24 protein-coding genes are annotated in these 21,456 nt (G+C 53.5%); all 24 read right to left on the bottom strand.

Annotated features, from left to right (window positions below; all coding sequences use genetic code 11):
- Positions 1–3: 3 nt before the first annotated feature.
- Positions 4–1,233 (bottom strand): cytochrome c biogenesis protein CcsA, encoded by a 1,230-nt coding sequence (gene ccsA / locus AAFJ72_RS09845; RefSeq protein WP_432776930.1) that lies wholly within the window; start codon positions 1,231–1,233, stop codon positions 4–6.
- A gap of 24 nt (positions 1,234–1,257) precedes the next feature.
- The gene (gene resB, locus AAFJ72_RS09840; RefSeq protein WP_432776929.1) at positions 1,258–2,886 is read right to left on the bottom strand and encodes a cytochrome c biogenesis protein ResB; all 1,629 of its coding nucleotides are present in this window, start codon (positions 2,884–2,886) and stop codon (positions 1,258–1,260) included.
- Positions 2,887–2,894: 8 nt separating this feature from the next.
- Positions 2,895–3,422, bottom strand: coding sequence for a thiol-disulfide oxidoreductase ResA (gene resA / locus AAFJ72_RS09835; RefSeq protein WP_122904336.1), 528 nt, complete (start codon positions 3,420–3,422; stop codon positions 2,895–2,897).
- Between the two features lie 109 nt (positions 3,423–3,531).
- The gene (locus AAFJ72_RS09830) at positions 3,532–4,281 is read right to left on the bottom strand and encodes a pseudouridine synthase (RefSeq protein WP_432776928.1); all 750 of its coding nucleotides are present in this window, start codon (positions 4,279–4,281) and stop codon (positions 3,532–3,534) included.
- A gap of 113 nt (positions 4,282–4,394) precedes the next feature.
- The gene (locus AAFJ72_RS09825) at positions 4,395–4,928 is read right to left on the bottom strand and encodes a spore maturation protein (RefSeq protein ID WP_432776927.1); all 534 of its coding nucleotides are present in this window, start codon (positions 4,926–4,928) and stop codon (positions 4,395–4,397) included.
- Between the two features lie 11 nt (positions 4,929–4,939).
- A complete protein-coding gene (locus AAFJ72_RS09820) occupies positions 4,940–5,530 on the bottom strand; it encodes a nucleoside recognition domain-containing protein (RefSeq protein ID WP_432776926.1) in 591 nt (196 codons plus the stop codon).
- Positions 5,523–6,692 carry a D-alanyl-D-alanine carboxypeptidase family protein gene (locus tag AAFJ72_RS09815; protein WP_432776925.1) on the bottom strand — a complete coding sequence of 390 codons (1,170 nt, stop codon included), beginning with the start codon at positions 6,690–6,692 and terminating at the stop codon, positions 5,523–5,525. Before AAFJ72_RS09815 ends, AAFJ72_RS09820 begins: the two co-directional genes overlap by 8 nt.
- Positions 6,693–6,788: 96 nt before the next feature.
- A complete protein-coding gene (gene scpB, locus AAFJ72_RS09810; RefSeq protein WP_432776924.1) occupies positions 6,789–7,373 on the bottom strand; it encodes an SMC-Scp complex subunit ScpB in 585 nt (194 codons plus the stop codon).
- The gene (locus AAFJ72_RS09805) at positions 7,363–8,124 is read right to left on the bottom strand and encodes a segregation and condensation protein A (protein WP_432776923.1); all 762 of its coding nucleotides are present in this window, start codon (positions 8,122–8,124) and stop codon (positions 7,363–7,365) included. The genes scpB and AAFJ72_RS09805 overlap by 11 nt, the downstream gene beginning before the upstream one ends.
- Positions 8,125–8,144: 20 nt before the next feature.
- Positions 8,145–8,813 (bottom strand): site-2 protease family protein, encoded by a 669-nt coding sequence (locus AAFJ72_RS09800; RefSeq protein ID WP_432776922.1) that lies wholly within the window; start codon positions 8,811–8,813, stop codon positions 8,145–8,147.
- A 122-nt stretch (positions 8,814–8,935) separates the two neighbouring features.
- Positions 8,936–9,370, bottom strand: coding sequence for a peptidylprolyl isomerase (locus AAFJ72_RS09795; RefSeq protein ID WP_122904173.1), 435 nt, complete (start codon positions 9,368–9,370; stop codon positions 8,936–8,938).
- Between the two features lie 192 nt (positions 9,371–9,562).
- Positions 9,563–10,885 carry a diaminopimelate decarboxylase gene (gene lysA, locus AAFJ72_RS09790; protein WP_432776921.1) on the bottom strand — a complete coding sequence of 441 codons (1,323 nt, stop codon included), beginning with the start codon at positions 10,883–10,885 and terminating at the stop codon, positions 9,563–9,565.
- A 174-nt stretch (positions 10,886–11,059) separates the two neighbouring features.
- Positions 11,060–12,529: a spore germination protein gene (locus AAFJ72_RS09785; RefSeq protein WP_432776920.1), complete on the bottom strand. Its 1,470-nt coding sequence runs from the start codon at positions 12,527–12,529 to the stop codon at positions 11,060–11,062.
- The gene (locus AAFJ72_RS09780; RefSeq protein ID WP_432776919.1) at positions 12,483–13,097 is read right to left on the bottom strand and encodes a stage V sporulation protein AE; all 615 of its coding nucleotides are present in this window, start codon (positions 13,095–13,097) and stop codon (positions 12,483–12,485) included. Before AAFJ72_RS09780 ends, AAFJ72_RS09785 begins: the two co-directional genes overlap by 47 nt.
- A gap of 33 nt (positions 13,098–13,130) precedes the next feature.
- Positions 13,131–13,481, bottom strand: a complete 351-nt coding sequence (spoVAE, locus tag AAFJ72_RS09775) for a stage V sporulation protein AE (RefSeq protein WP_122904169.1) — start codon at positions 13,479–13,481, stop codon at positions 13,131–13,133.
- Positions 13,481–14,506, bottom strand: coding sequence for a stage V sporulation protein AD (gene spoVAD, locus AAFJ72_RS09770; RefSeq protein WP_122904168.1), 1,026 nt, complete (start codon positions 14,504–14,506; stop codon positions 13,481–13,483). Before spoVAD ends, spoVAE begins: the two co-directional genes overlap by 1 nt.
- A 14-nt stretch (positions 14,507–14,520) precedes the next feature.
- The gene (gene spoVAC, locus AAFJ72_RS09765) at positions 14,521–15,009 is read right to left on the bottom strand and encodes a stage V sporulation protein AC (RefSeq protein WP_122904167.1); all 489 of its coding nucleotides are present in this window, start codon (positions 15,007–15,009) and stop codon (positions 14,521–14,523) included.
- Between the two features lie 102 nt (positions 15,010–15,111).
- Entirely contained in the window at positions 15,112–15,531 is a 420-nt protein-coding gene (locus AAFJ72_RS09760) for a stage V sporulation protein AB (protein WP_122904166.1), read from the bottom strand.
- Positions 15,528–16,142, bottom strand: a complete 615-nt coding sequence (locus AAFJ72_RS09755) for a stage V sporulation protein AA (RefSeq protein ID WP_122904165.1) — start codon at positions 16,140–16,142, stop codon at positions 15,528–15,530. Before AAFJ72_RS09755 ends, AAFJ72_RS09760 begins: the two co-directional genes overlap by 4 nt.
- 162 nt (positions 16,143–16,304) lie before the next feature.
- Positions 16,305–17,060: an RNA polymerase sporulation sigma factor SigF gene (sigF, locus tag AAFJ72_RS09750; protein ID WP_122904164.1), complete on the bottom strand. Its 756-nt coding sequence runs from the start codon at positions 17,058–17,060 to the stop codon at positions 16,305–16,307.
- Positions 17,061–17,071: 11 nt separating this feature from the next.
- Positions 17,072–17,521 (bottom strand): anti-sigma F factor, encoded by a 450-nt coding sequence (gene spoIIAB, locus AAFJ72_RS09745; RefSeq protein WP_122904163.1) that lies wholly within the window; start codon positions 17,519–17,521, stop codon positions 17,072–17,074.
- Positions 17,522–17,872: an anti-sigma F factor antagonist gene (gene spoIIAA, locus AAFJ72_RS09740; protein WP_122904162.1), complete on the bottom strand. Its 351-nt coding sequence runs from the start codon at positions 17,870–17,872 to the stop codon at positions 17,522–17,524.
- Between the two features lie 149 nt (positions 17,873–18,021).
- The gene (locus AAFJ72_RS09735; RefSeq protein WP_432776918.1) at positions 18,022–19,209 is read right to left on the bottom strand and encodes a D-alanyl-D-alanine carboxypeptidase family protein; all 1,188 of its coding nucleotides are present in this window, start codon (positions 19,207–19,209) and stop codon (positions 18,022–18,024) included.
- A gap of 98 nt (positions 19,210–19,307) precedes the next feature.
- A complete protein-coding gene (locus AAFJ72_RS09730) occupies positions 19,308–21,380 on the bottom strand; it encodes a methyl-accepting chemotaxis protein (RefSeq protein WP_432776917.1) in 2,073 nt (690 codons plus the stop codon).
- Positions 21,381–21,456: the final 76 nt, after the last annotated feature.

Here is a 21,456-nt window from a genome sequence, read left to right as displayed (position 1 = left end):
ATGTTACACGCCTGCATAAGAGTGCAAACCGGCAATGACCAGATTGACCACGACCAATGTAATTAAAATGATAACGAATCCGATGACAGACATCCAGGCTGATTTTGCACCAATCCAGCCGCGCGACAGGCGCAGATGCAAATACGCACTGTAAAACAGCCAGACGATGAGTGCCCATACTTCTTTCGGATCCCAGCCCCAGAAGCGTCCCCATGCTTCTTCTGCCCAAATCATGGCAAAGATCAAGGCCCCCAGGGTAAATACCGGATAACCGATACTGATAGCACGGTAGCTGATCTCATCCAGCAGGTCAGGCTCGATGCCTTCCAGGGATGGCTGGATCACAGCGCCGAGACGCTTGCGGAAGATCAGACGCAGTCCGCCATACAGGATCACACCTGTTAAGACCGACCAGAGCATCGTATTCATCTTGCGCGCTGCGTCCTTCCCTTCCATCCATGTCGGGGCTTCGAACCACGGATTCATCGGCCCAGCCTGAACGATTTTCGAATCGGCAGGAGCGACGATCGCTGGCATGGTGTACTCGACCCGTACCTTTTCCATCTGTCCGACCGCGTTCATCTGCTCCTTGTTCATTTCAAAAACCGTCTTTTGGTCCATGCGGGAAAACGTAGATTCCATCAAAATGAACCCGACCAGCATCAGCACGACAGCCAACACGCCCTCCAGCCACTTTGTGCTGCGCGTAGAAATATGCTGCGGCACCGTGCGGATCAGATACATCAGCCCGGCTGCAAATCCGACTGCGAGAATGCCTTCACCGAGCGCCGCTGTCGTCACGTGAATGTGCAGCCAGTAGCTCCGTAAAGACGGAATCAGCGGCGTTACTTCCTTCGGGAACACGTAGGAATACGCCAGCATGATGACCCCGAGCGGCAGGACGAACGCCCCGATTACCGTCAGCTTGTAGATGCGGTAAATAATCAGATAGGCCAGGATAATACAGTAATCCAAAAAGGCCATAAACTCAAACATGTTGCTCGTCGGGCTGTGCCCCCCGCCAATCCAGCGGGCAATCACATACCCTGTCTGTGCCAGAAAGCCAATGACCGCAAGCCAATAGGCAATCCGTCCATAGCGTTCCTCATGTTGCTTCGGATCGCGTCCCGCCCAGTTTTTCCCCGTCATTGCCACGACAAACAAAACCGACGAGATCACGTACAGCAAAAACGCAATATCCAGTAACCAGTCACTCAATTGTATGAGCTGCACGTCGAGAGTACCCCCTTGGAGTTTTTACGCCTTCGTTTTTTCTTCGATGGTTACAGGGAGCTGCAACTGGTCAACCAATCCGTCCACTTCCCTGCGAAGTCCGAACCAGTTTTTGTTCGTATGGGCTGCCAGCAAAACCGTTCTGTCCTGCGTCTGCACCCAGATGCGGCGATGCTGCCAGAAGAAGCCCATCACAACGCCGATCATAAAGATAAACGAGCCGAAGTAGATGAGCGGCACTGCCTTGTCGATCCGTACATTCAAGCCGGAGATGTCGACCAGATCGGGCTTTTGAAACGTCAGATTGAAGCGGGCATCCTCTTTTTGCGTCAAAACGGAGCCTTGCAAATAGACCAGCTTCTCGCTCACTTGCGCGGTTCCATCGACGATCTCCAGTGCCACCATCGGATTTTTGGGCAGGTTGGTTTTCGTAGCTGGCTTGCCGTCACTTCCCATGATGAAATCCGGGAAGTAATCCAGGACCCGCACCTTGATTCCGGCTGCAACCTCTTGCTCTGCTTCCGGATTGTACAGATCGAACTTGAACGCTCCGAGCTCCTTGTTCCCGTTTTTGGCATCAACCAGAACAAAATTGAGAGCGCCAAGCTGCATTTCCTGTACCCCTGACTGGTAAATCGCAATATCTCCTTCGATCATCGGATGGTTGACGACAATCGGGCCTTTTTGCACTTCTACCAGTTCCGGCTTTTTCCCCGGCACATCCGCGTTTTTGTTCAAATACAGGACCGCATCAGTCTGGAAGTTTTTCGGGATTGCGCCCCCGTTTAACTCCAGCTTTTCCGGCATTTCTTCCTCCGACCAGTACGTCGTCTCGTAGTTCTCGCTTTTTATGTAGTAGGGCGTCGATGGAATCGCAACGGTTTGTCCCTCGCGCACCCAGACGTACTCGTCCAGGTAAAAGCCGGGGATGTTGCGCATGAGTACACCGATCAGAAAGAGGATCAAGCCGATATGATTGACGTACGGGCCCCAGCGGCTGAAGCGGCCTTTTTCCGCCATAATCGCCCGCTCTGCCCGGAAAATCCGGTATCCTTTTTTCTTCAGGGCCACTGCCGCACGATCCAACAGCTCTGCCTGATCTGCTTCCGGCGCAAGCTCACCCTCGCCAAACAGCTTCTGTCCCTTCAAAAACGACTTGTGCTGGTTGAGGCGCGGCTTGCTGAGCGCCTTGTAGAGCGGAACAACCCGGTCGAGACTGCAGATGACCAGCGAGGTTCCCAACAGGACAAGCAACGTCACGAACCACCAGGAAGAGTACAGATTGTGAAAGCCCAGCTCGTAGTAAACGGTCCCCAGCGTTCCGTATGTTTCCGTGTAGAAACGTGCTACATCTGCTTCTGTCGGCACTGGAACAGGTATGTATTGCTGCTGTGGAAACACCGTCCCAACGGCAGAAGCAACCAGTATAACGATAATGATACCGATTGCAATTTTGACCGAGGAAAACGCATTCCAAATCCGGTCGATCCACTTTTTCGAATACGTCTGGGAACGCCGTGCCATCCCTTCGTAGCGCATGTCGGGAAACTGTGTCTGTTCGAATACTTCCACATCCAACGGTTTCCCGCACGATTCACAGAGCAGCGTTCCGACGGGATTCGTATGTCCACATTCACATTTTCGCTGATCCATAATGCTCCTCACTTAGGCAAGATTTTGGACAGTTTGTCCGCAATCATCGCTTCATTTAGTTGTCCGATGAAAATTTCCTTGACTTCACCATCAGGCGCAATGAAAAAAGTCGTCGGAATCGGACCAATCCGGTACAGCTTCGTAATTTGCGACTGGCGGTCCAGCAATATCGGAAATTCGACGCCAAATTGCTTCACAAACGGCTCTACCGCAACAGGTGACTCGCCGATGTTCACCCCGAGTACGACCAGCCCTTTGTCCTTGAACTTGTTGTACTGCTCCTGCAAGGCTGGCATTTCTTTTTTACAGGGCTCACACCATGTCCCCCAAAAGTTGAGCACGACACCTTTCCCTTTCAAATCGTCGAGGGCCAATTCCGGTCCATTCAGTTGCTCCAGACTGAAATTCGGGGCTGCTCTGCCTACTTTTACCGCATCCGGGTCCTTCACGAAACTGGAATAGAGAGCAAAGACCAGGGCGACAAGCAGCAGGCCCAATACCGCGATCCTGACATATGTACGATTGCTTTTGTTCATGATGCCCATACTCCCATCTCCTGCAAATCCATTGCAGACATTATCCCTTCCATTATAGCGTTCCTGGATTTTCCGCCAGCGCATAACTTATGAACAGATTTTGAACGAATCACGTTTTGGCCCCTCTACTGCGCCTGTTTTGGATCAGTCCCTGTCTCAGCTTGTCTACCTCCTGCCGCGACAGCGGACGATACTGGCCGGGCCGCAAGCCTTCCAGCGTCAAAAAGCCGAGACGAATGCGCTCCAGTGTCAATACGGGATGGCCGATGGCGTCGCACATCCGGCGAACTTGCCGATTCCGTCCTTCGTGGATGGTCAACTCGATGAGCGCCTTCGCATTGCCTGGCTCTGCCTTCACCAGTCTGGACGCCCCCGGCGCAGTCATGCCATCCTCCAGACGAATCCCGGTCGCGAGCTTTTTCAGCTTGTCCGGGCTTGGCACGCCTTTGACCCAGGCGCGGTACACCTTGTCGATCTCGTAGCTCGGGTGGGCGAGCTTGTTTGCGAGGTCGCCGTCATTCGTCAAGAGCAGCAAGCCTGACGTATCATAGTCGAGACGTCCTACCGGATAGACGCGCTCTTTTACTCCTGTCAGCAAGTCTGTCACAACCCGCCGTCCGCGGGGATCGGAAACACTGGTGATAACGCCTGTCGGCTTGTACAGCAAATAGTAGACATGCTGCTCCAGCACGATTTCCTTGCCTTTTACCGTAATCCGGTCGGTGGCCGGATCGACCTTAACCCCTTGCTCGCGAACGACCTGGCCATTTACCTGCACATGTCCTTGTGCGATCAGTTCCTCACAATGCCGGCGAGAGGCGACTCCAGCATGCGCCAATACTTTTTGCAAACGTTCCATTGTTGGATCACCTCTACAACATCATACCCATTCTTACCAGTGTGGACAAGAAAAAGGGAAAAACTTCCCCATCGTGCGAGGAAGTTTTCTCATCCGGCTTGTTTGTATGCGATTCAGGAGAACACATAGGTGACGACCAGCAAGGAAAAAATGACCCCTGCCAGGTCAGACCACAAACCTACTTTCAAGGCGTAGCTCGAATTGCGAATGCCGACAGCGCCGAAGTAGACGGTCAGTACATACAGCGTCGTGTCCGTACTGCCTTGCATCGTGGCAGCCAATCGGCCGATAAACGAATCTGGCCCGTATTGGGCGATCAGATCGGTCGCAATCGCAAGCGAGCCTGTTCCGGTCAGCGGGCGCAGCAGGGCAAGCGGAACGAGTTCCTCGGGAAAATGCAGCGCATCCAGCACTGGCTTGATGCCGCGCAACAGCAAATCCAGCGCTCCCGACTCGCGAAACATGTTGACTGCGACCATCATCGCAATCAGATGAGGCAGAATGCGGATGGTCGTGGTCAGCCCCCCTTTTGCCCCTTCGACAAATGTTTCGTAAACCGGAACCTCTCTCTTCCACCCATGTAACAGGACAAACGCGATTGTAACGGGAATCGCCCAGAGCGAGAGCAGGGACACCCATTGGTACATACGGTTTCCCCCTAATTGTGACGTCGTAAGTGACGATAGCGATACCAGCGGTCGATGAGCAGCGCCACGATGGTTGCCGCAAAGGAAGAGACCAGGGTCGTGCCGACAATCTCCACCGGATTGACCGAGCCGTACTGCATGCGGATGGCGATCATCGTGGTGGGAATGATCGTGATGCTCGCGGTATTGATCGCAAGCAGTGTACACATGGCCGGGGAGGGGTGCTGCTTGTTGGGGTTCAGCTTTTGCAGTTCCTCCATGGCTTTCAGTCCCATCGGCGTCGCTGCGTTGCCAAGCCCGAGCAGGTTGGCGCTCATGTTCGACAAAATGTAGCCCATGGCAGGGTGCCCTTTTGGCACATCGGGGAACAGCAGCTGGATGATCGGCGACAAAAGCTTCGACAAGAGGGCGAGCAGCCCTGATTTTTCCGCGACCTTCATGATGCCCATCCAGAAAGCGAGCACACTGAGCAGGCCGAAGCATACCGTAACTCCCGTTTTTGCCCCCTCAAAGGCGGCGGCATTGACCGCTTCCATCCGCCCCGTGACGGCTGCCACCGCGATGCTAATGACAATCAGTCCGAGCCATATGACATTAAGCACTCCACAGCCCCCCTGCCACAATGTCCCAGAATTGCTTCCAAAACGAATAGGCGCCCGTCAGCGGCTGGCTGCTCGTCGGGCTATCCACGCGGACGAGCAGCGGAACCTGCCCGATCATTTTTTCCTGCAAATAAAGCTGCAGAAAACCGACGAGTTGCCCATCCATGTCCGCAGTAATCGTCGATTGTCCCATCACCACGCGCTGCTTGATCGCCGCTTCCTCCGCCGTCTGGAGCGGATAGGAAAACGCGTTTTGTGTCACGAGATGAGCCCCTGTCGCCATCGGAAGAGGCATCTTTGGACGGATGTCCTGCCCCGCACCGACTAGCTGTTTCACCGGGAACTGGGCAAATCCGTAGTCCAACAGCTTTGCCGAATCGTTCCAATCGTCCGAAGCGTTCAGCGTAATCGTCGCCAACTGTCTGCCGTCGCGAGTGGCCGATGCAGCAAGACAGCGCTTGGCCAGCTTGGTATACCCGGTTTTCACGCCGTCCGCTCCATCGTACAGGTGCAGCATCTTGTTTTTGTTGATAAGCCTTCTGTCCCACTCTTCGCCTTCCCAGGAGATGTCCTTGACCTTCGTGGACACGATCTGCCGAAAGACGGGATTGCGCAAGGCGTAGGCAGACAGCTTCGCCATATCCTCCGGTGTGGAGTAATGCTGGTTGCTGTCATCCAGCCCGTGCGGATTGGTAAAATTCGTATGCTCCATTCCGATCAAGGCGGCCTTTTCATTCATCAAATACGTAAAGCCCTGGACCGAGCCGCCGATATGGATGGCAATCGCAACCGCCGCGTCATTGCCGGAGCGCAGCATCAGCCCGTAGAGCAGTTCCTCCAGCGTCAGCTTTTCCGAGCGCTTCAGGTAGATGGAAGAGCCTTCCACGCCCACCGCTTCCGGCGGTACAGTCACCACGTCGTCCAGCTTCCCGTTCTCAATCGCGACAATCGCCGTCATCGTCTTTGTCAGACTGGCAATCCGCATTTTTTTGCTGCCGTTTTTCGAGTAGAGAATCCGCCCGCTGGCTACATCAATCAGCGCCGCCCCTTCGGCAGACAGGCTTGGCGGCGCTGCCGCGTCTGCAACAGATACCGGAGCAAGCAACAGCTGTATAAAAAGAAAAACGACGAGTCCGCCGGACAGAAGTTTTCGCACGTTCATAAACGTCCTCCCCATCCCAAAAGTACAGCGATACACAGGTTTGTACATATATATGGGGACGAGTCGGGAGGTAGTACGAAAAACTGTCCGAAGTGACTAGTCGTTTGTCTTTTCTTCCTGCTTGCCGAAGAGAGCGGTTGCTTCCATGCGAACTTCCTCAATATCCAGATTCACAGGCGGCTCGGGCAGGTCGGAAATTTCGCGCAGGCCAAAATGCTCCAGAAACTCTTTGGTCGTGGCATACAAAATCGGCCGTCCGATCCCCTCGGCCCTGCCCGCTTCGCGAATCAGCTGCTTCGACAAAAGTGTATTGAGTGCCTTTTCGCACTTCACACCGCGTATTTCTTCGATTTCAGAGCGCGTCAAAGGCTGCTTGTAGGCAATGATGGCGAGCGTCTCCAATGCGGCCTGGGACAGTGTTGACTGTCCCGGCGAGGTTGCCAGTCGCTCGAAATACGGGACATGTTCGGGCAAGGTGGTCAGTTGATACGCCTTGGCCACTTCCACAATTTGCACGCCGCGTCCTGCCCGGCGAAAGTCCGCTTTCATGTCCTCGATCAAATCGACGACCTCTTCTTCCGACACCTCGACGATTTCACTGATCTGCCTGGCATCGATGCCTTCATCACCCGAGATGAACAGCAAGCCTTCGATCACGCCTTTCAGCTTGTCATAGTCCATCGTTTTGGGCTCCTTCCGCTTCACAAATCATGATGTCCTGAAACAATTGATTTTGTATGCATGTAATGTGCTTTGCCTTCATCAGCTCCAGCAAAGCAAGGAATGTCGTAACGATTTCTGAACGGGTAGCCCCCTTGGAAAAAAGCTGGGAAAAGCGCACCATCCCGCCGCCGACACGCACCAACTGCCGAATTTGCGTCATCCGGTCCTTGATCGAGATTTCGTCACGGGAAACCTTCGTCATCGGCTCCTTGTCCTTTGCTTTTTGCACCAGCTTTTCCAGTGCGTGAATCAGATCGTACAAGGTTACGTTTTTGATCGTATGATCTTCCTCGCGCACGTACGGCGCCAGATTTTCAGCAGGACGGGTAAACACCTTGTTGCGGCCGATTTCCATCTCGCGCAGTTGCTCGGCCAGCAGCTTGTAGCGCTTGTACTCCAACAGTCGCGCCACCAATTCTTCGCGCGGGTCCACTTCCTCGACATCCATATCGAGAAACGGCTGAAACACTTGCTCCTCTTTTCTTGGCAACAGCATCTTGCTCTTGATCGAGAGAAGCGTCGCCGCCATGACGACAAACTCGCTGGCAACATCAAGCTGCAACTCTTGCATTCGATCGATCGTCGCGAGGTATTGCTCGGTAATTTCCGCTATCGGGATGTCGTAGATGTCTACTTCCGCCTTGTCGATCAGGTGCAACAAAAGGTCAAGGGGCCCTTCGAAGGAATCAAGTTTGATGCTGTATGCCAAAAGACGTCCCCTCGTTTCCTTTAAATGAACACACTCACGATGCCCGCTGCAATTTGTCGTACAAATTCCAGCATCATGCCCATGGGAACTCCGAAGATCATAGAGCTAACCCCCGGGATAAAGATCAAGAGCAGCAAAAGCCACGGGCCGTAAATTTCAAAGTTGTAAAAGGCGCTGTCCCAACGGCTCGGCGACAGGAACCGCACGATTTTGTACCCGTCGAGCGGTGGAACTGGCAGCAGATTGAACACAAACAGACCGATATTGATGATAATACAGAAACGAAGCGTCGTGTCCAGCGCAAACGCCGCCTTTTCGCTCATGCCGTCCATCACGCCAAAAAAGCCTACCAGTATGAAAAGGACGTAGAACAGAATCGCCAGCACCAGATTAATCAGTGGCCCCGCCGCTGACACGTACACAATGCCCAGCCGCTTGTTCCCGCGAAAATGAAACGGGTTAATCGGCACAGGCTTGGCCCAGCCGAACGGTCCAAACAGAATGAGGATCAAACCGAACGGATCAATGTGCGGGATTGGATTTATCGTTAAACGGCCCTCATTTTTGGCAGTATTGTCACCCAATTTCCAGGCGACAAAGGCGTGAGCCCATTCGTGCAAACTGAAAGCGATAACGAATGCAATCATGCGAAACGGTACCGTTTTCCAATCAAAGTGAAAAAGATCCATTGGTTCCCCCTTACCAGCCTCTCGGCAAAAAATTGTCTATCCATTAGAATACCAGCAGATGGATAGGCTTACAAGTAAAAAGCACCGGCAAGCGTGGGCCCGCCGGTGCTGCAAAACGCTGATTATTCGGCTTCTACTTTCACGGTTGCCATTTTGTCGCCTTGCTTGATCGCGTCAACATGCTCCATGCCGGAAGTCACGCGGCCAAACACAGTATGTACGCCATCGAGGTGAGGGAAGGAATCGTAGCAGATGAAGAACTGGCTGCCGCCTGTGTCTTTGCCTGCATGGGCCATGGACAGCGAACCGCGCAGATGCTTGTGCGGGTTTCCTTTTGTTTCGCATTTGATGGTATAGCCAGGACCGCCGGTTCCAGTTCCGTATGGGCAGCCGCCTTGGGCTACGAATCCAGGGATGACACGGTGGAAAGTAAGGCCGTTGTAGAAGCCTTCGTTGGCCAGCTTTTCAAAGTTTGCAACGGTACCCGGAGCTTCCTGATCGAACAGCTCCAGCTCGATTTGATTTCCATTTTCCATGGTGATAAGCGCTTTTTTCATGGATGAGCCTCCAGACCTTGTAAAGTTAACGTTCCTATTTTACCACGCGAGAATGTCGCCGTCCAATTCATGCCTCCACGCCTGTCAGCGAAGTACGCCGAAACGAATCGATCTGGCAAGCAATGAGCGGAGGGAAGGCAATAGAAAAACCCTCCCGCAGCATTGTCGGAAGGGTCTCGTCTATTGATTCGCTCAGCGCTGCAGTTGCGCCCGTTTTGGCAAAAGATCGTGGCTGACTACATCGGCGTACGTCTCGCGTTTCACAACCAGCTCGGCCTCGCCGTCTTTTACGAACACGACAGCCGGACGCGCGATGCGATTGTAGTTGTTGGACATGGAATAGCCGTAAGCCCCTGTGCTGGACACAGCCAAAATGTCGCCCGCAACGGCTGGCGGAAGCTTCACATCCCAAATCAGCATGTCGCCAGATTCACAGCATTTTCCTGCGATCGAGACAACCTCGCTGGCAGGCTGGTTCATCTTGTTGGCAATCGCCGCTTCATACTGCGCATTGTACAGGGCAGGACGCAAATTGTCTGTCATGCCTCCGTCCACCGCGACGTATTTGCGGACGTTTGGAATTTCTTTTTGGGAGCCGATTCGGTACAGTGTAGTGCCCGCGTCGCCGACGATGCTGCGGCCCGGCTCGATCCACAGCTCAGGAAGCGGAATCTCGCGCGCGGTCAGCTCCTCGCGAACGACATCGGTAATCGCCTTGATGTACGTCTCGGCTGGCTGAGGCGTATCGCCCTCCACGTAGCGGATTCCGAAGCCTCCGCCGACGTTGAGGACTTCCGGCAAAAAGCCGAACTGCTCCTTCGCTTCGCCCAGCAGCTCCGTCAAGCGCTTAATCGCTACGAGGAAACCGTCTGTTTCAAAAATTTGCGAGCCGATATGGCTATGAATGCCCAACAAGTGCAGATGATCGCATTCGAATGCAAAACGAATCGCCTCAAGTGCCTGGCCGTTTTGCACGTCAAAGCCAAACTTGGAGTCAATTTGGCCCGTAGATATATATTCATGCGTATGAGCTTCCACACCTGGTGTCACACGCAAGAGAACCGCTACCTTTTCGCCGCGCTCCTGGGCGAGATCGGCAAGCACATGCAGCTCGTAAAAATTGTCCACGACAAAACAGCCGATTTTCGCATCCAGCGCCATCCTGATTTCGTCCAATGACTTGTTGTTGCCGTGGAAGTGAATGCGCTTTGCCGGAAAGCCTGCCTGCAGCGCGGTGTACAGCTCCCCGCCCGATACGACATCGAGGGAAAGACCTTCTTCCTCTACCAGCTTGCACATCGCCATCGTGCAAAAAGCTTTGCTCGCATATGCTACCTGAAACGCGAAGCCCGTTTTGCTGAACGCCTCGACAAAGCTGCGGCACTTGGCGCGAATGTGCGCCTCGTCGTACACATACAGCGGCGTGCCGTACGTGGCTGCCAGGATCGTCGTATCACAGCCCCCGATTTCCAAGTGTCCTTGCTCGTTTATTCGACTTGTCCCGTGTAAAAACATATATGGCTCCTCCCAGTCTAAACCCGCCGATTGTAACAGCCCAGATCCTATAGAGAAAGGCAACCGACCCACGAGAGTCAGTTGCCGTACATAACAAGCATCGTAAGGCTTATCATTCAATGTACTACATGGCTGTACTTTTGACAATGGGTGAAGATTTCCGTTTTCTGAATATTATTGACGGGCGGAATTCTGGGAGCGAACGATACTTGGACGCTGGTTTTTGTGCGGAACCGCCAGGCGGACGACGACATCCTTCATCGCCTTGTAGTTGAACGGAATGAACGGCCACAAATAAGGCGTGTTGAGCGAGCGGGTCGTAGCCAGGGCGACGAGGACAACGAGAAGGCCGATCATCAGGCCCGGAGTCGCGAAGAGCCCGACCATCAGGATCAGGAACAGGCGCACCAGCCGATTCGCCAGACTCAGCTCGTAGCTTGGCGTTGCAAACATGCCGATTGCCGCTACAGCGAGATACAAGATGACTTCTGGCGCGAACAACCCGACTTTGATCGCCACATCCCCTACGAGAATGGCCGCCAAAAGACCCATCGCGACCGAAAGGGGAGTAGGGGTATGAATCGCCGCCATCCGCATCAAGTCCAGCCCCAGCTCCGCCATGATAAACTGCGCCAGGAGCGGAATGCTTCCTTTATCCTTGATTCCGATGAAATGAAGCGATTCGGGAATGATGGAAGGATGCATCACCAGGAGCAGCCAGATCGGCAAAACGAACACGGAAACCAGTATCCCGAAGAACCGCACCCAGCGCAGGTATGCTCCGACAACAGGAGTCTGGCGGTATTCCTCTGCGTGCTGGACGTGGTGAAAATAAGTAGCCGGCGTAATCATGACACTCGGCGAGGTGTCCACATAAATCAGCACATGTCCTTCCAACAGGTGTACGGCCGCCACGTCGGGCCGCTCGGTATACCGAACCAGCGGAAACGGGTTCAGCGTCTTCCCGATAATGAATTCCTCAATCGTCTTCTCCGCCATCGGAATCCCGTCGATCTGGATGTTTTGCAGTCGCTCTTTCAGATCGTTCACCAGTTCCGGGTTGGCGACATCTTGCAGGTACGCAATGGCGACATCGGTTTTGGTGCGCTCGCCAATCTGCATGATCTCGAAGCGCAATCGCTCGTCGCGTATCCGCCTGCGAGTCAGTACCGTGTTTGTCACGAGAGCCTCTGTGAAGCCATCGTGCGCCCCGCGAACAATCCGCTCCGTATCCGGCTCCTCCGGCGAGCGGGTAGGCAACACTTTCGCATCCATGATGATGGCATAAGGGAAGCGGTCGATAATTAGCCCGACCTGCCCCACCAGCAACTTGTCCATGAACTCGTCTGTCGTCTCGACTTTGACCAGCTGGAAAAACGGAATGAACTTGTGAAACAGCGTATCAAACAGATTGTCCGCAACATCCCTGCCGCGCAAATCGTTGATCTCGCGCATGATTTGTGTGACGAGTTGGCTCTCCACAAATCCGTTTATGTAGTACATCAACAGCTTCGTGTTGCCCACGAAAAACTCGTGGACCCCGATGTCAAAGCTTTTCCCGACGCCCAGCCTGTCGTTTAAATATTCCTGGTTTTCCTCAAGCCGGTCCGAGATCGGTCGCCTTTTTTCCGTAATTTGTGCCATCCACCCCGCTCCTTTCCATGATCCATTGCACTGCCCTTTTCGTGATCGGACAGCCGTTTTGCAAGCTGTCGCGCCCATCCATTTTGCCGATGTCTCCGATGCCGATGACATTGGGCAGCTTCAAGCTGTTTAAAATGTCCACGGTGTCGCCATAAATATGATGCTGTAGCCTTACGTCAGCATAGCCGTCCTTGTCGACTGCTCCCTCCACGATTTGCCCCTGGTTGTTGATCGAACAGGCAACCGTCACGCCTTGTACCCAGCTCGTATGAGAGGCGACCGCGAGCACGCCAATCACCTCGATATCCGGGTGCCTTGCGACGTATTCAATCGCCCGCTCCCCGCGCCCTTTGCCAAAGTCGCCGTTGTCATCAAACATGACCATGACCGGATCGTGGGGCGTCATTTTAATGAGCTCCACCACCTGCTCACCGGAAACTGGGGTCGGATTGCCGGCCGACAGGGAAATGCATCTGCCCCCGAGCTCTTTTGCGACGCTCTCGATTGCTTTTTGCGCGATATGGTCGCCATCCGTCACCACGATAACCTTGCGTCGCGGTTCCGCCATTGTTTGCTCACCGTCCCTGTACCCGAAAAAGCGTCAGCCTTTCGGTTTGAAAACGAGCGAAGCCAAAAAACCGAACGCAATCGCTGCCGATATTCCTGCGCTGGTGACTTCAAAAATCCCGGTTGCGACACCGATCAGACCATGTTGTTCCGCTTCGCTGATCGCCCCGTGATACAGCGCATGTCCGAAGCTTGTAATCGGCACGGTGGCCCCTGCTCCGGCAAAATCAATGAACTTGTCATACACACCGATAAAATCGAGCACAACCCCTGCCACAACCAATGTACTCATCACATGGGCCGGGGTGAGCTTGCCGACATCAAGCAGCAACTGCCCAATGACGCAAACAAGCCCACCTACGACAAACGCAATCACATATTCCATCATTGTCCTCCTTCGAGCGCAACCGCGTGGGCAACGCACGGAATGGAATTGCCCTGCTGGGTACTGACCGGACTGAGCAGGGCACCCGTCGCGCACACCAGCACTTTTTTCAGCAAACCGCGGTTCAACTGGTCCAAAATGTAGCTATAGGTAACAACAGCGCTGCTGGCACACCCGCTCGCGCCAGCGAATACGCCCTGATCCGGTCTGTAGATCATCAGGCCGCAATCGTTGTACACGCCGTCCATGTCGTAGCCTTCCGCGAGCATCAACTCTTTTACGATGGGATAGCCGACAGACGCCAAATCTCCTGTCACAATCAGATCGTAGTCCTTCGGCTCGCGTCCTGTATCGCGAAAATGGGTCAAAAAAGTCGATACCGCCGCGGGAGCCATCGCTGACCCCATATCAAACGGGTCTTTGATCCCCATGTCCACCACTTTTCCGATCGTCGCATACGTGATGCGCGGTCCCGTGCCCCCGATCCCGATCAGCCCGGCCCCCGCTCCTGTCACCGTCCATTGCGCAGTCGGCGGCTTTTGTCCGCCGTACTCGGTCGGATAGCGATACTGGCGCTCTGCCGTAGCATTGTGGCTGCTGCAGGCAGCAATCGCCTTGTTTGCGTACCCGGCGTTCACCAAAGCCGTTGCCGTCGCGAGTGTCAGCATCGAGGTCGAGCAGGCGCCGTACATGCCAAGCAGCGGGATTTCCAGCTTTTGTGCCGTGAAGTTGGTCGTGATGTTTTGATTCAGCAAGTCACCAGCCAAAATGACATCGACGTCCTGACCGATCACGCCCGCTTTTTGCAGCGCCGCGGAGACTGCGTCCTCCATCAGCTTGCGCTCCGCATTCTCCCACGTATCCTGCCCCGCGTACATGTCGTCGTAAATCACGTCAAACAAAGAGGCCAGCGGACCTTCCCCTTCCTTCGGCCCGACAGCGACCGCCGCGCTTTGCAGGCGGACATCCTGGTCGAAGTGCCAGGTCTGGCGGCTTACGCGTTTTAGATGTGGATCGCTTGACACAGACAGCCCTCCCGTCAAAAGAACATGTGATACAGGCTTTTTATCACGCCTGCAACAAATGCCGCCACCACCCCGAAAACAATGACGGAGCCAGCCAGCTTGAACATGTTGCCACCCACACCGAGAACCAGCCCCTCGCTGCGATGCTCGATGGCGGCTGATGCGATGGAGTTGGCAAATCCAGTTACCGGAACGGCAGAGCCTGCCCCGGCGTACTGGCCGATGTTGTCATAGACGCCGAGCCCTGTCAGCAGCACCGATAAAAAGATCAGCGTAGCCACTGTGGGATTGCTCGCCGTCTTCTCGGTAAAGCCGAAAAAATAAATATACATGTTTTGGATAGCCTGTCCCAAAAGACAGATCGTTCCCCCGACCCAAAACGCCCGCAGCGAGTTCAGGAGGACATTTCGCTTGGGCTGATACTTGGAAGCCTGCTGCTGGTAGAGTTGCTTTGTCATCTGCATGGATGATCCGAGCGATCCGGATTTCGTTTTGGTTGCCATGCCGTTTCCCTCCTTTGCCAATCCAGAAATCGTGCCAGCGTCATCCCCTACCTGTATCTTTCCTTTTTCAAACTTTGTCTATGAATAGCGGTATTTACCAGCTCACAGATGCAAAAGCCATTGCAGAAGCGAGCCTGTGACTTTTCCAAACACAACTGCCATCAGCAAATAGAGCAAACTTCCATCCATGTTGATCCGCTTCGCCAAAATCGGAAAGACGTTCAGCACCTCGGTCAGCCCGGCAGCCAGCGTGCCGATAAATAACCCTGCAAACAGTCCATAGAGGGAAGTGACGACGACAGGCAAGTGAGCATGGATGTGAAAAAAGTCAACCAGCGTAAAAAAAAGTGCCCCCATCACCAAGGCCCATTCCAGAGCGCGAATATGACGGTGAGCATTCGTCAACTGCGTCAGCCGGGGGATGATGTCCAGCACGGTAATAAAGGCAACCAGCCCGCTCCCCACCGCAAGCCCGCCACCCAATCCAATCAGGATCAGCAAGGCGTATACCCATATGCTCATAGCTTCGTTCGCTGGTTCTCTTTGTTCTCGTGCTGGATGTAATACTCGTCGAGACTTTGCTGGTACATGAACAGCTCGACTTCCAGAGGGCTGGGCTCTTCGTTGATTTTTTTCTTGAAAATGTGGTTAAAAAACAGAATCATCCCCATGCCGATCCCGATTGAATACGGAATTTGCAGCCACAACGGCTGCTCGCTCCGCTCACCTGTGATGAGATAAAAAATGCGCTCGTGCACCTCGCGCATGCTGACGTCGGTGTGAAAGTTCATGAGCGCAAGGCCCGAACCGATAAAGAGCAGCAACCAGACAAGCGCTACGAGTACAGGGTTCGCTTTTTTCCTCGGGTTCAACACTTCCACAATTATTTGCGGTGCTCCCTGGATTTCCAGCTCGACCTCCGGATAGATCGAGCGAATTTTTTGGATCACCTGCATGATGTCAATCACGATCAAGTTTCCGTCCTTCGGCTTTACCTGATAGATGGGCATCCGCCTTATCGCAATCTCGCGTTCCCCATCCCAAAAAAGCTGGCAAATATCGCCTAGCGTAATCATCGCTTCCGGCTTGACGGCCAGGCGCTTTCTCAGACGGAGAAACAACGCGTCTTTCATGAAAACTCCCCCCTGCGTGCAGCTGAAGCGTACTCACTCTCCCGTAGTATGTGCCCTCTGCCAAAAGCCATACCCCAAAAGGCTGCGGCTGTCACTTGCAGGCAAAATAAAAAACACCCAAGCGCCCAGGCTTCGGTGTTTTCCATCCTTACTATTGAGCTATCAATGTTCGATCTGATCCTTGATCGTTTGCAATATGCGCTTTTCCAGACGGGACACCTGCACCTGGGAGATTCCGAGCCGCTCTGCTACCTCAGACTGGGTCTGATCTTTGTAGTAGCGCAAATAGACAATGAGCTGCTCGCGTTCGCTCAAACGACTGATCGCATCCTTCAGCGCGACTTTTTCAAACCACTTGTTCACGCCGTCATCGGCGATCTGATCGATCAGCGTGATCGGGTCCCCGTCATTTTCAAAGACCGTCTCATGAATCGAGGAGGGTGCCCGGTTTGCTTCCTGGGCAAAAACCACTTCCTCCGGCGTGATCCCGACGGCTTCTGCCACTTCGGCGATTGTGGGGGCGCGGCCAAATTGCTTGTACAGCTCATCCTTTGCTCGTCGCACCTTGTTTGCAGTCTCCTTGAGGGAACGACTGACCTTGACTGTCCCGTCGTCACGCAGGAACCGCTGGATTTCTCCGATAATCATCGGCACGGCATACGTCGAAAAACGCACGTCATAGGTCAAGTCGAATTTGTCCACTGCTTTCAAGAGGCCAATACAACCAATTTGAAACAAATCATCCGCTTCGTACCCTCGGTTAATAAAACGCTGGACGACGGACCAGACCAAACGGATATTGCTGTTCACAAGAAGCTCGCGCGCATCGGTGTCCCCAGCCTGGCTTTTGGCGATTAGCTCTCTCACTTGGTCATTGGTCAGAAATGGTTGACTTGCATTTTTAATATCGGCACCCATTGGCACTACTCCTAATTTTGCAAGGCTTTGGCAAACGACAGACGTTTGGTCAGACGAACGGTTGTCCCTTTTCCAACAGCGGTCGCAACTTCCAAAGAATCCATGAAGTTCTCCATAATGGTAAAGCCCATTCCCGAGCGTTCCAGCTCAGGCTTGGTCGTATACAGCGGCTGCATGGCCTGCTCCACGTCCTCGATTCCTTTTCCGTTGTCCTCCACAACCAGTTCCACCGCTCCTTCGTCGATGCGTACAGAGATATGTACGACGCCCTCCGGGTTTTCGTCGTAGCCGTGAATGATGGCGTTGGTGACAGCCTCTGATACAACCGTCTTGATCTCTTCCAGCTCATCCATCGTAATGTCGAGCTGCGAGATAAAGGAGGCGACCGCAATGCGGGCGAACGCCTCATTCTGGCTCATGGCTGCAAACGATACGGACATGAAATTGCGCGGTTCCTTCACTTACGCCACCCCCAGGACAAGCAGTGCATCTGCTTCATTTTCGCGGAACTTGATGACTTTAAACAGGCCAGACATTTCAAAGATCCGGTAAATGGTGGGGTTGATCGAGCACACGTACATTTCCCCCGAACGAGCGGATATTTGCTTGTAGCGCCCCAAAATGACACCGATACCGGAGCTGTCCATGAAAGCCAGATCAGCCAGGCTCAGTACGATATGGCGAATATCGGGGGAACGCAAAAGATCATCCACTTTGCTCCGCAGCTCTTCCGCTGTATGATGGTCCAGCTCTCCCTGCAAGCGGATTACCAGCACATCCTGCCGGGTCTCCGTCGTAATCCGTAAACTCATGGCAGACTCACTCCTTCTCCCTTGAATAAAACTCTCTTTCTGCCTTGGGCAAACCAATTCCTGCCAGGCGACAAAAGAACAAAAAAATCGAGCAGCCGCACCATTGCATTCGAGGCAACTCGATTCTTTTCGCACTTCTATGCTGTCTGTCAGTAACCGATCAAAACGCTCTTGGTGGTTCGTTTGAGAATTTCCCACATGCTTGCTTTATTCACTTGTTGCTCCGGATACAGGTCAATCCGGTTGACTTCACGACCATCTTTGGTACGGATAAAAATGTGGCCGACGACCTGATCCTTCGATACCGGAGCGTTGACGGAGCGATTCATGACGATTTCTTTCGTGTACGTGTCAGCCGACTCTCCTTTTTTCATCAGCAGGCTGACCGCTTGCGGCGTCACCACATTGACTTTTGGCGTCTGCCCTTTGTCCACCGTGAGCACTTCAACCTGCTCGCCTTTTTTGTACATCGGCATCACCTGGAAATGGGTAAAGGCGTAGTTGAACATGGTGGATACTTCGCTGTTGCGTGTTTTCACGTCAGGCTCGCCCATGACGACTGCAATGATCCGCATGTTGTCGCGTTTGGCGGTGGCGGTCAGGCAATACTTGGCTTCGCTCGTATATCCGGTTTTCAAGCCGTCCACGCCTTCGTAAAAACGGACGAGCCGATTCGTATTGACCAGCCAGAACGGACTTGCCGAGTCTTTGCGCAAGTAATCCTGGTAAGTCCCTGTGAACTTCGTAATTCCTTCGTGCTTCAACAGCTCGCGGGACATGATCGCAATATCCGCCGCCGAGCTGTAGTGATTTTCGGCAGGCAAGCCGTTGGAGTTGACGAAATGCGTGTTTTTCATCCCGAGCTGCTTCGCCCGCTCGTTCATCCGGTTGACAAAGCTTTCTTCCGTCCCGGCGAGATGCTCAGCCATCGCCACCGAAGCGTCATTGCCCGAGGCGATTGCAATTCCTTTCAACATGTCTTCGACGGTCATTTCCTCGCCCGGCTGCAAAAAGATTTGCGAACCGCCCATCGACGCCGCTCTTTCGCTGGTTCTGACCTTATCGGTAAGTTTAAGCTCTCCCCGCTCCACCGCCTCCATAATCAGGAGCATCGTCATCACCTTGGTGATGCTGGCGGGTGGCATTCTTTCATGGGCATTTTTTTCGTACAGCACCGTTCCCGTGTCTGCTTCCATCATGATCGCAGCCGAGGCATGCGGGGCAAAGTTCATCTCGCTGTTTGGCAGAGCTGCTTTTTCTTTTGCCAGCGCCCCCAGCGGAGAAAAGATGTTCACACACAAGATGAAGCAAGAAGCCAGGTATCCTATCCGTTTCATAGCAGTCTCTTCCCTCCATTCATGGTTTTATTCTCACCAAGGGGTTAGGAAAATATTCACAAAAAAACCCCTTCCGCATTTCGCAGAAGGGATTCGTCCTAGATCACAAACCGGCTGACGCTTTGCGTCAACTCGTCCGCCATCTTTTTCAGTTGCTCTACATTTTCGTTGATGCGCGCAATCGAATTCAGTTGTTCATCAACCGTCTCGACAACCCCGGAGATCGATTCGCTGATTTCATCAGACATGCTGGCCAACCGCTGGATTGAGTTGGTCACAACCTGATTGCCTGCGGCCATTTCCTCGGAGGTCGCCGTCATCGACTCGCTTTGCTCCGCAGCCGCCTGAATCTCCGCCACGATGTTTTGGAACGCCTTGCCGACAGATTCGACAGACTGCAGGCCGCCCCCTACCATCGTGACGATTTCATCCATATGCTTGGTCATATCCATGGCTTCGTCGTTGATCGAGTGAGCAATCATGGCAATACGCTCGGAGAAGGAACTGCTCTCTTCTGCCAGCTTGCGCACCTCGCTCGCTACGACAGAGAAGCCCCGTCCTGCTTCGCCAGCACGTGCCGCTTCAATCGCCGCGTTCAGCGCCAGCAGATTTGTCTGGGAGGCAATGCCTGTAATCATTTCCACGATACTTGTAATCTCGCGGGCACGCTCTCGCAGGCTGTGCATTTGCACGGCAGTCCGCTCGACTTCGCCAGAAGCGCGGCGAACCGTGTCAATGACGTCCTCTACGAGCTGCATACCGCCCTGAGCACGCTCAAACGTCCGCGTCGTTGCGATGGAAGTCGCTTCCGCTGCGATTGCTACCTGCTCGACGCCCTGCGAGATTTCAGAAACCGTCAGCGCTGTCGCCTGTACCTCGTTTGTCTGGGTGGAGACTCGTTGCGCGATCGTTGAGATATTGTCGGTAATGACGTTGATCGCTCCTTTGTTGTCATGGGCAAACTGCGTCAGCTCGTCTGTCGCCACATTAAGCTGGGTTGCTTGTCCTTGCACAAGCGCGATCAGCTTGCGCAGTTCGGCGGCCATTTCATTCATCTTGCGGCCTACCATTGCCAACTCGTCGTTGCCGTTTACCTTGACATGAATGTCAAAGTGCCCGGAGCCGATTCGCTCCATGTCTCTTGCAATCGCAAACAGCGAGAGGCGAATTCGTTTGGCGAACCACCAGATCGCCCAGACAGACAGCGCAATAATCGGCAGGCTGAACAGGACAAAGTACAGCCACATTCCGTTCACTTCGCCGTACACTTCATCGCTGCCAGTCGACAGGACGACATTCCACTTCAACATTTGAATCGGGGCAAAAGCGGCAAACGAATCCTTGCCGTGATCGGAGTACAGCAAGCTGTTGCTGGTTTCATACTTCATCATCTCCAGCATTTCCTCGTAGTCCGACTGCCCGGCGAGCACCAGCTTGTTGTTGTTTTCCGGGTTTTGGTGGGCGACGACGAGGCCGTCTTGACGAACGACAAACGCATATCCGTTTTGCATGAAAGAGATTTCAGGAATTTTTCCGGTTATCTGGTCAATCGAGAATCCGACGACGAGCAGACGGCTTGTATCGTCGTTTTTCTCGCCAATCGGCGCTGCGATATAGAGAATGCCCTTATTTACGCCTTCCACAATTTCCTCATCGGAAATCACTGTTTTCCCGGTACTCATGACCCGTTGAAAATACTGCTTCTGCTTGAAATCAATCTCGTTTTTCCCTGTCAGCGAGTAAAGCGATTTCCCGGTACTGCTGTCCACCAAATAAATTTTCGTAATTTCCTTATGCGCTTGCCGCAACAGCGTGAATTGTTCCTTAATCAGCGGCTCCAGTTCTGTCGTCATGACCCGTTTTGCTGCCGCCGATTCTGTCGACTTCCTGATCGTCTGAAGCCAGTCTTCCATGCTGGCCGCGTGCTGCTCCGCCAGCATCTTCGCTTGCCTGGAAGTAATGGAGAACAAGGTTGATTTGGAAAAAGAAAGCGCTATGTACTGCAGAGAACCTATAATGATTAGAACAAGAATCAGGCCAAAAACAATCATTTTGGTTGCCAGGGAGCCGCGCAGTTTTTCGGTCGCGAGTAAGCTCTTGATGTTTACCTTGCCTGAAAGCGAAAACTTGCCCCCTTTCTTTTTCCATTTTGGCGACAATAACCCGCTCATGATGCTGCCTCCTTTTCATGCCCTCATTTTCCCAGTGATATTCTTGAAAAAAATCCCTTGAAAAGGCTTACATAGA

Source organism: Brevibacillus gelatini (genome assembly GCF_050920745.1).
GTDB classification, from domain to species: Bacteria; Bacillota; Bacilli; order Brevibacillales; family Brevibacillaceae; genus Brevibacillus; species Brevibacillus gelatini.
Note: the sequence above shows the minus strand (reverse complement) of the source record. Positions and strands in the feature narration are given on the sequence as shown.

Bases quoted from the DNA above. Each gene is read 5' to 3' on its own strand.
- resB (WP_432776929.1), bottom strand. From the start codon at position 2,886: ATGGATCAGCGAAAATGTGAATGTGGACATACGAATCCCGTCGGAACG.
- resA (WP_122904336.1), bottom strand. From the start codon at position 3,422: ATGAACAAAAGCAATCGTACATATGTCAGGATCGCGGTATTGGGCCTG.
- AAFJ72_RS09830 (WP_432776928.1), bottom strand. From the start codon at position 4,281: ATGGAACGTTTGCAAAAAGTATTGGCGCATGCTGGAGTCGCCTCTCGC.
- AAFJ72_RS09825 (WP_432776927.1), bottom strand. From the start codon at position 4,928: ATGTACCAATGGGTGTCCCTGCTCTCGCTCTGGGCGATTCCCGTTACA.
- AAFJ72_RS09815 (WP_432776925.1), bottom strand. From the start codon at position 6,692: ATGAACGTGCGAAAACTTCTGTCCGGCGGACTCGTCGTTTTTCTTTTT.
- scpB (WP_432776924.1), bottom strand. From the start codon at position 7,373: ATGGACTATGACAAGCTGAAAGGCGTGATCGAAGGCTTGCTGTTCATC.
- AAFJ72_RS09800 (WP_432776922.1), bottom strand. From the start codon at position 8,813: ATGGATCTTTTTCACTTTGATTGGAAAACGGTACCGTTTCGCATGATT.
- AAFJ72_RS09795 (WP_122904173.1), bottom strand. From the start codon at position 9,370: ATGAAAAAAGCGCTTATCACCATGGAAAATGGAAATCAAATCGAGCTG.
- lysA (WP_432776921.1), bottom strand. From the start codon at position 10,885: ATGTTTTTACACGGGACAAGTCGAATAAACGAGCAAGGACACTTGGAA.
- AAFJ72_RS09785 (WP_432776920.1), bottom strand. From the start codon at position 12,529: ATGGCACAAATTACGGAAAAAAGGCGACCGATCTCGGACCGGCTTGAG.
- AAFJ72_RS09780 (WP_432776919.1), bottom strand. From the start codon at position 13,097: ATGGCGGAACCGCGACGCAAGGTTATCGTGGTGACGGATGGCGACCAT.
- spoVAE (WP_122904169.1), bottom strand. From the start codon at position 13,481: ATGGAATATGTGATTGCGTTTGTCGTAGGTGGGCTTGTTTGCGTCATT.
- spoVAC (WP_122904167.1), bottom strand. From the start codon at position 15,009: ATGGCAACCAAAACGAAATCCGGATCGCTCGGATCATCCATGCAGATG.
- AAFJ72_RS09760 (WP_122904166.1), bottom strand. From the start codon at position 15,531: ATGAGCATATGGGTATACGCCTTGCTGATCCTGATTGGATTGGGTGGC.
- AAFJ72_RS09755 (WP_122904165.1), bottom strand. From the start codon at position 16,142: ATGAAAGACGCGTTGTTTCTCCGTCTGAGAAAGCGCCTGGCCGTCAAG.
- sigF (WP_122904164.1), bottom strand. From the start codon at position 17,060: ATGGGTGCCGATATTAAAAATGCAAGTCAACCATTTCTGACCAATGAC.
- spoIIAA (WP_122904162.1), bottom strand. From the start codon at position 17,872: ATGAGTTTACGGATTACGACGGAGACCCGGCAGGATGTGCTGGTAATC.
- AAFJ72_RS09735 (WP_432776918.1), bottom strand. From the start codon at position 19,209: ATGAAACGGATAGGATACCTGGCTTCTTGCTTCATCTTGTGTGTGAAC.
- AAFJ72_RS09730 (WP_432776917.1), bottom strand. From the start codon at position 21,380: ATGAGCGGGTTATTGTCGCCAAAATGGAAAAAGAAAGGGGGCAAGTTT.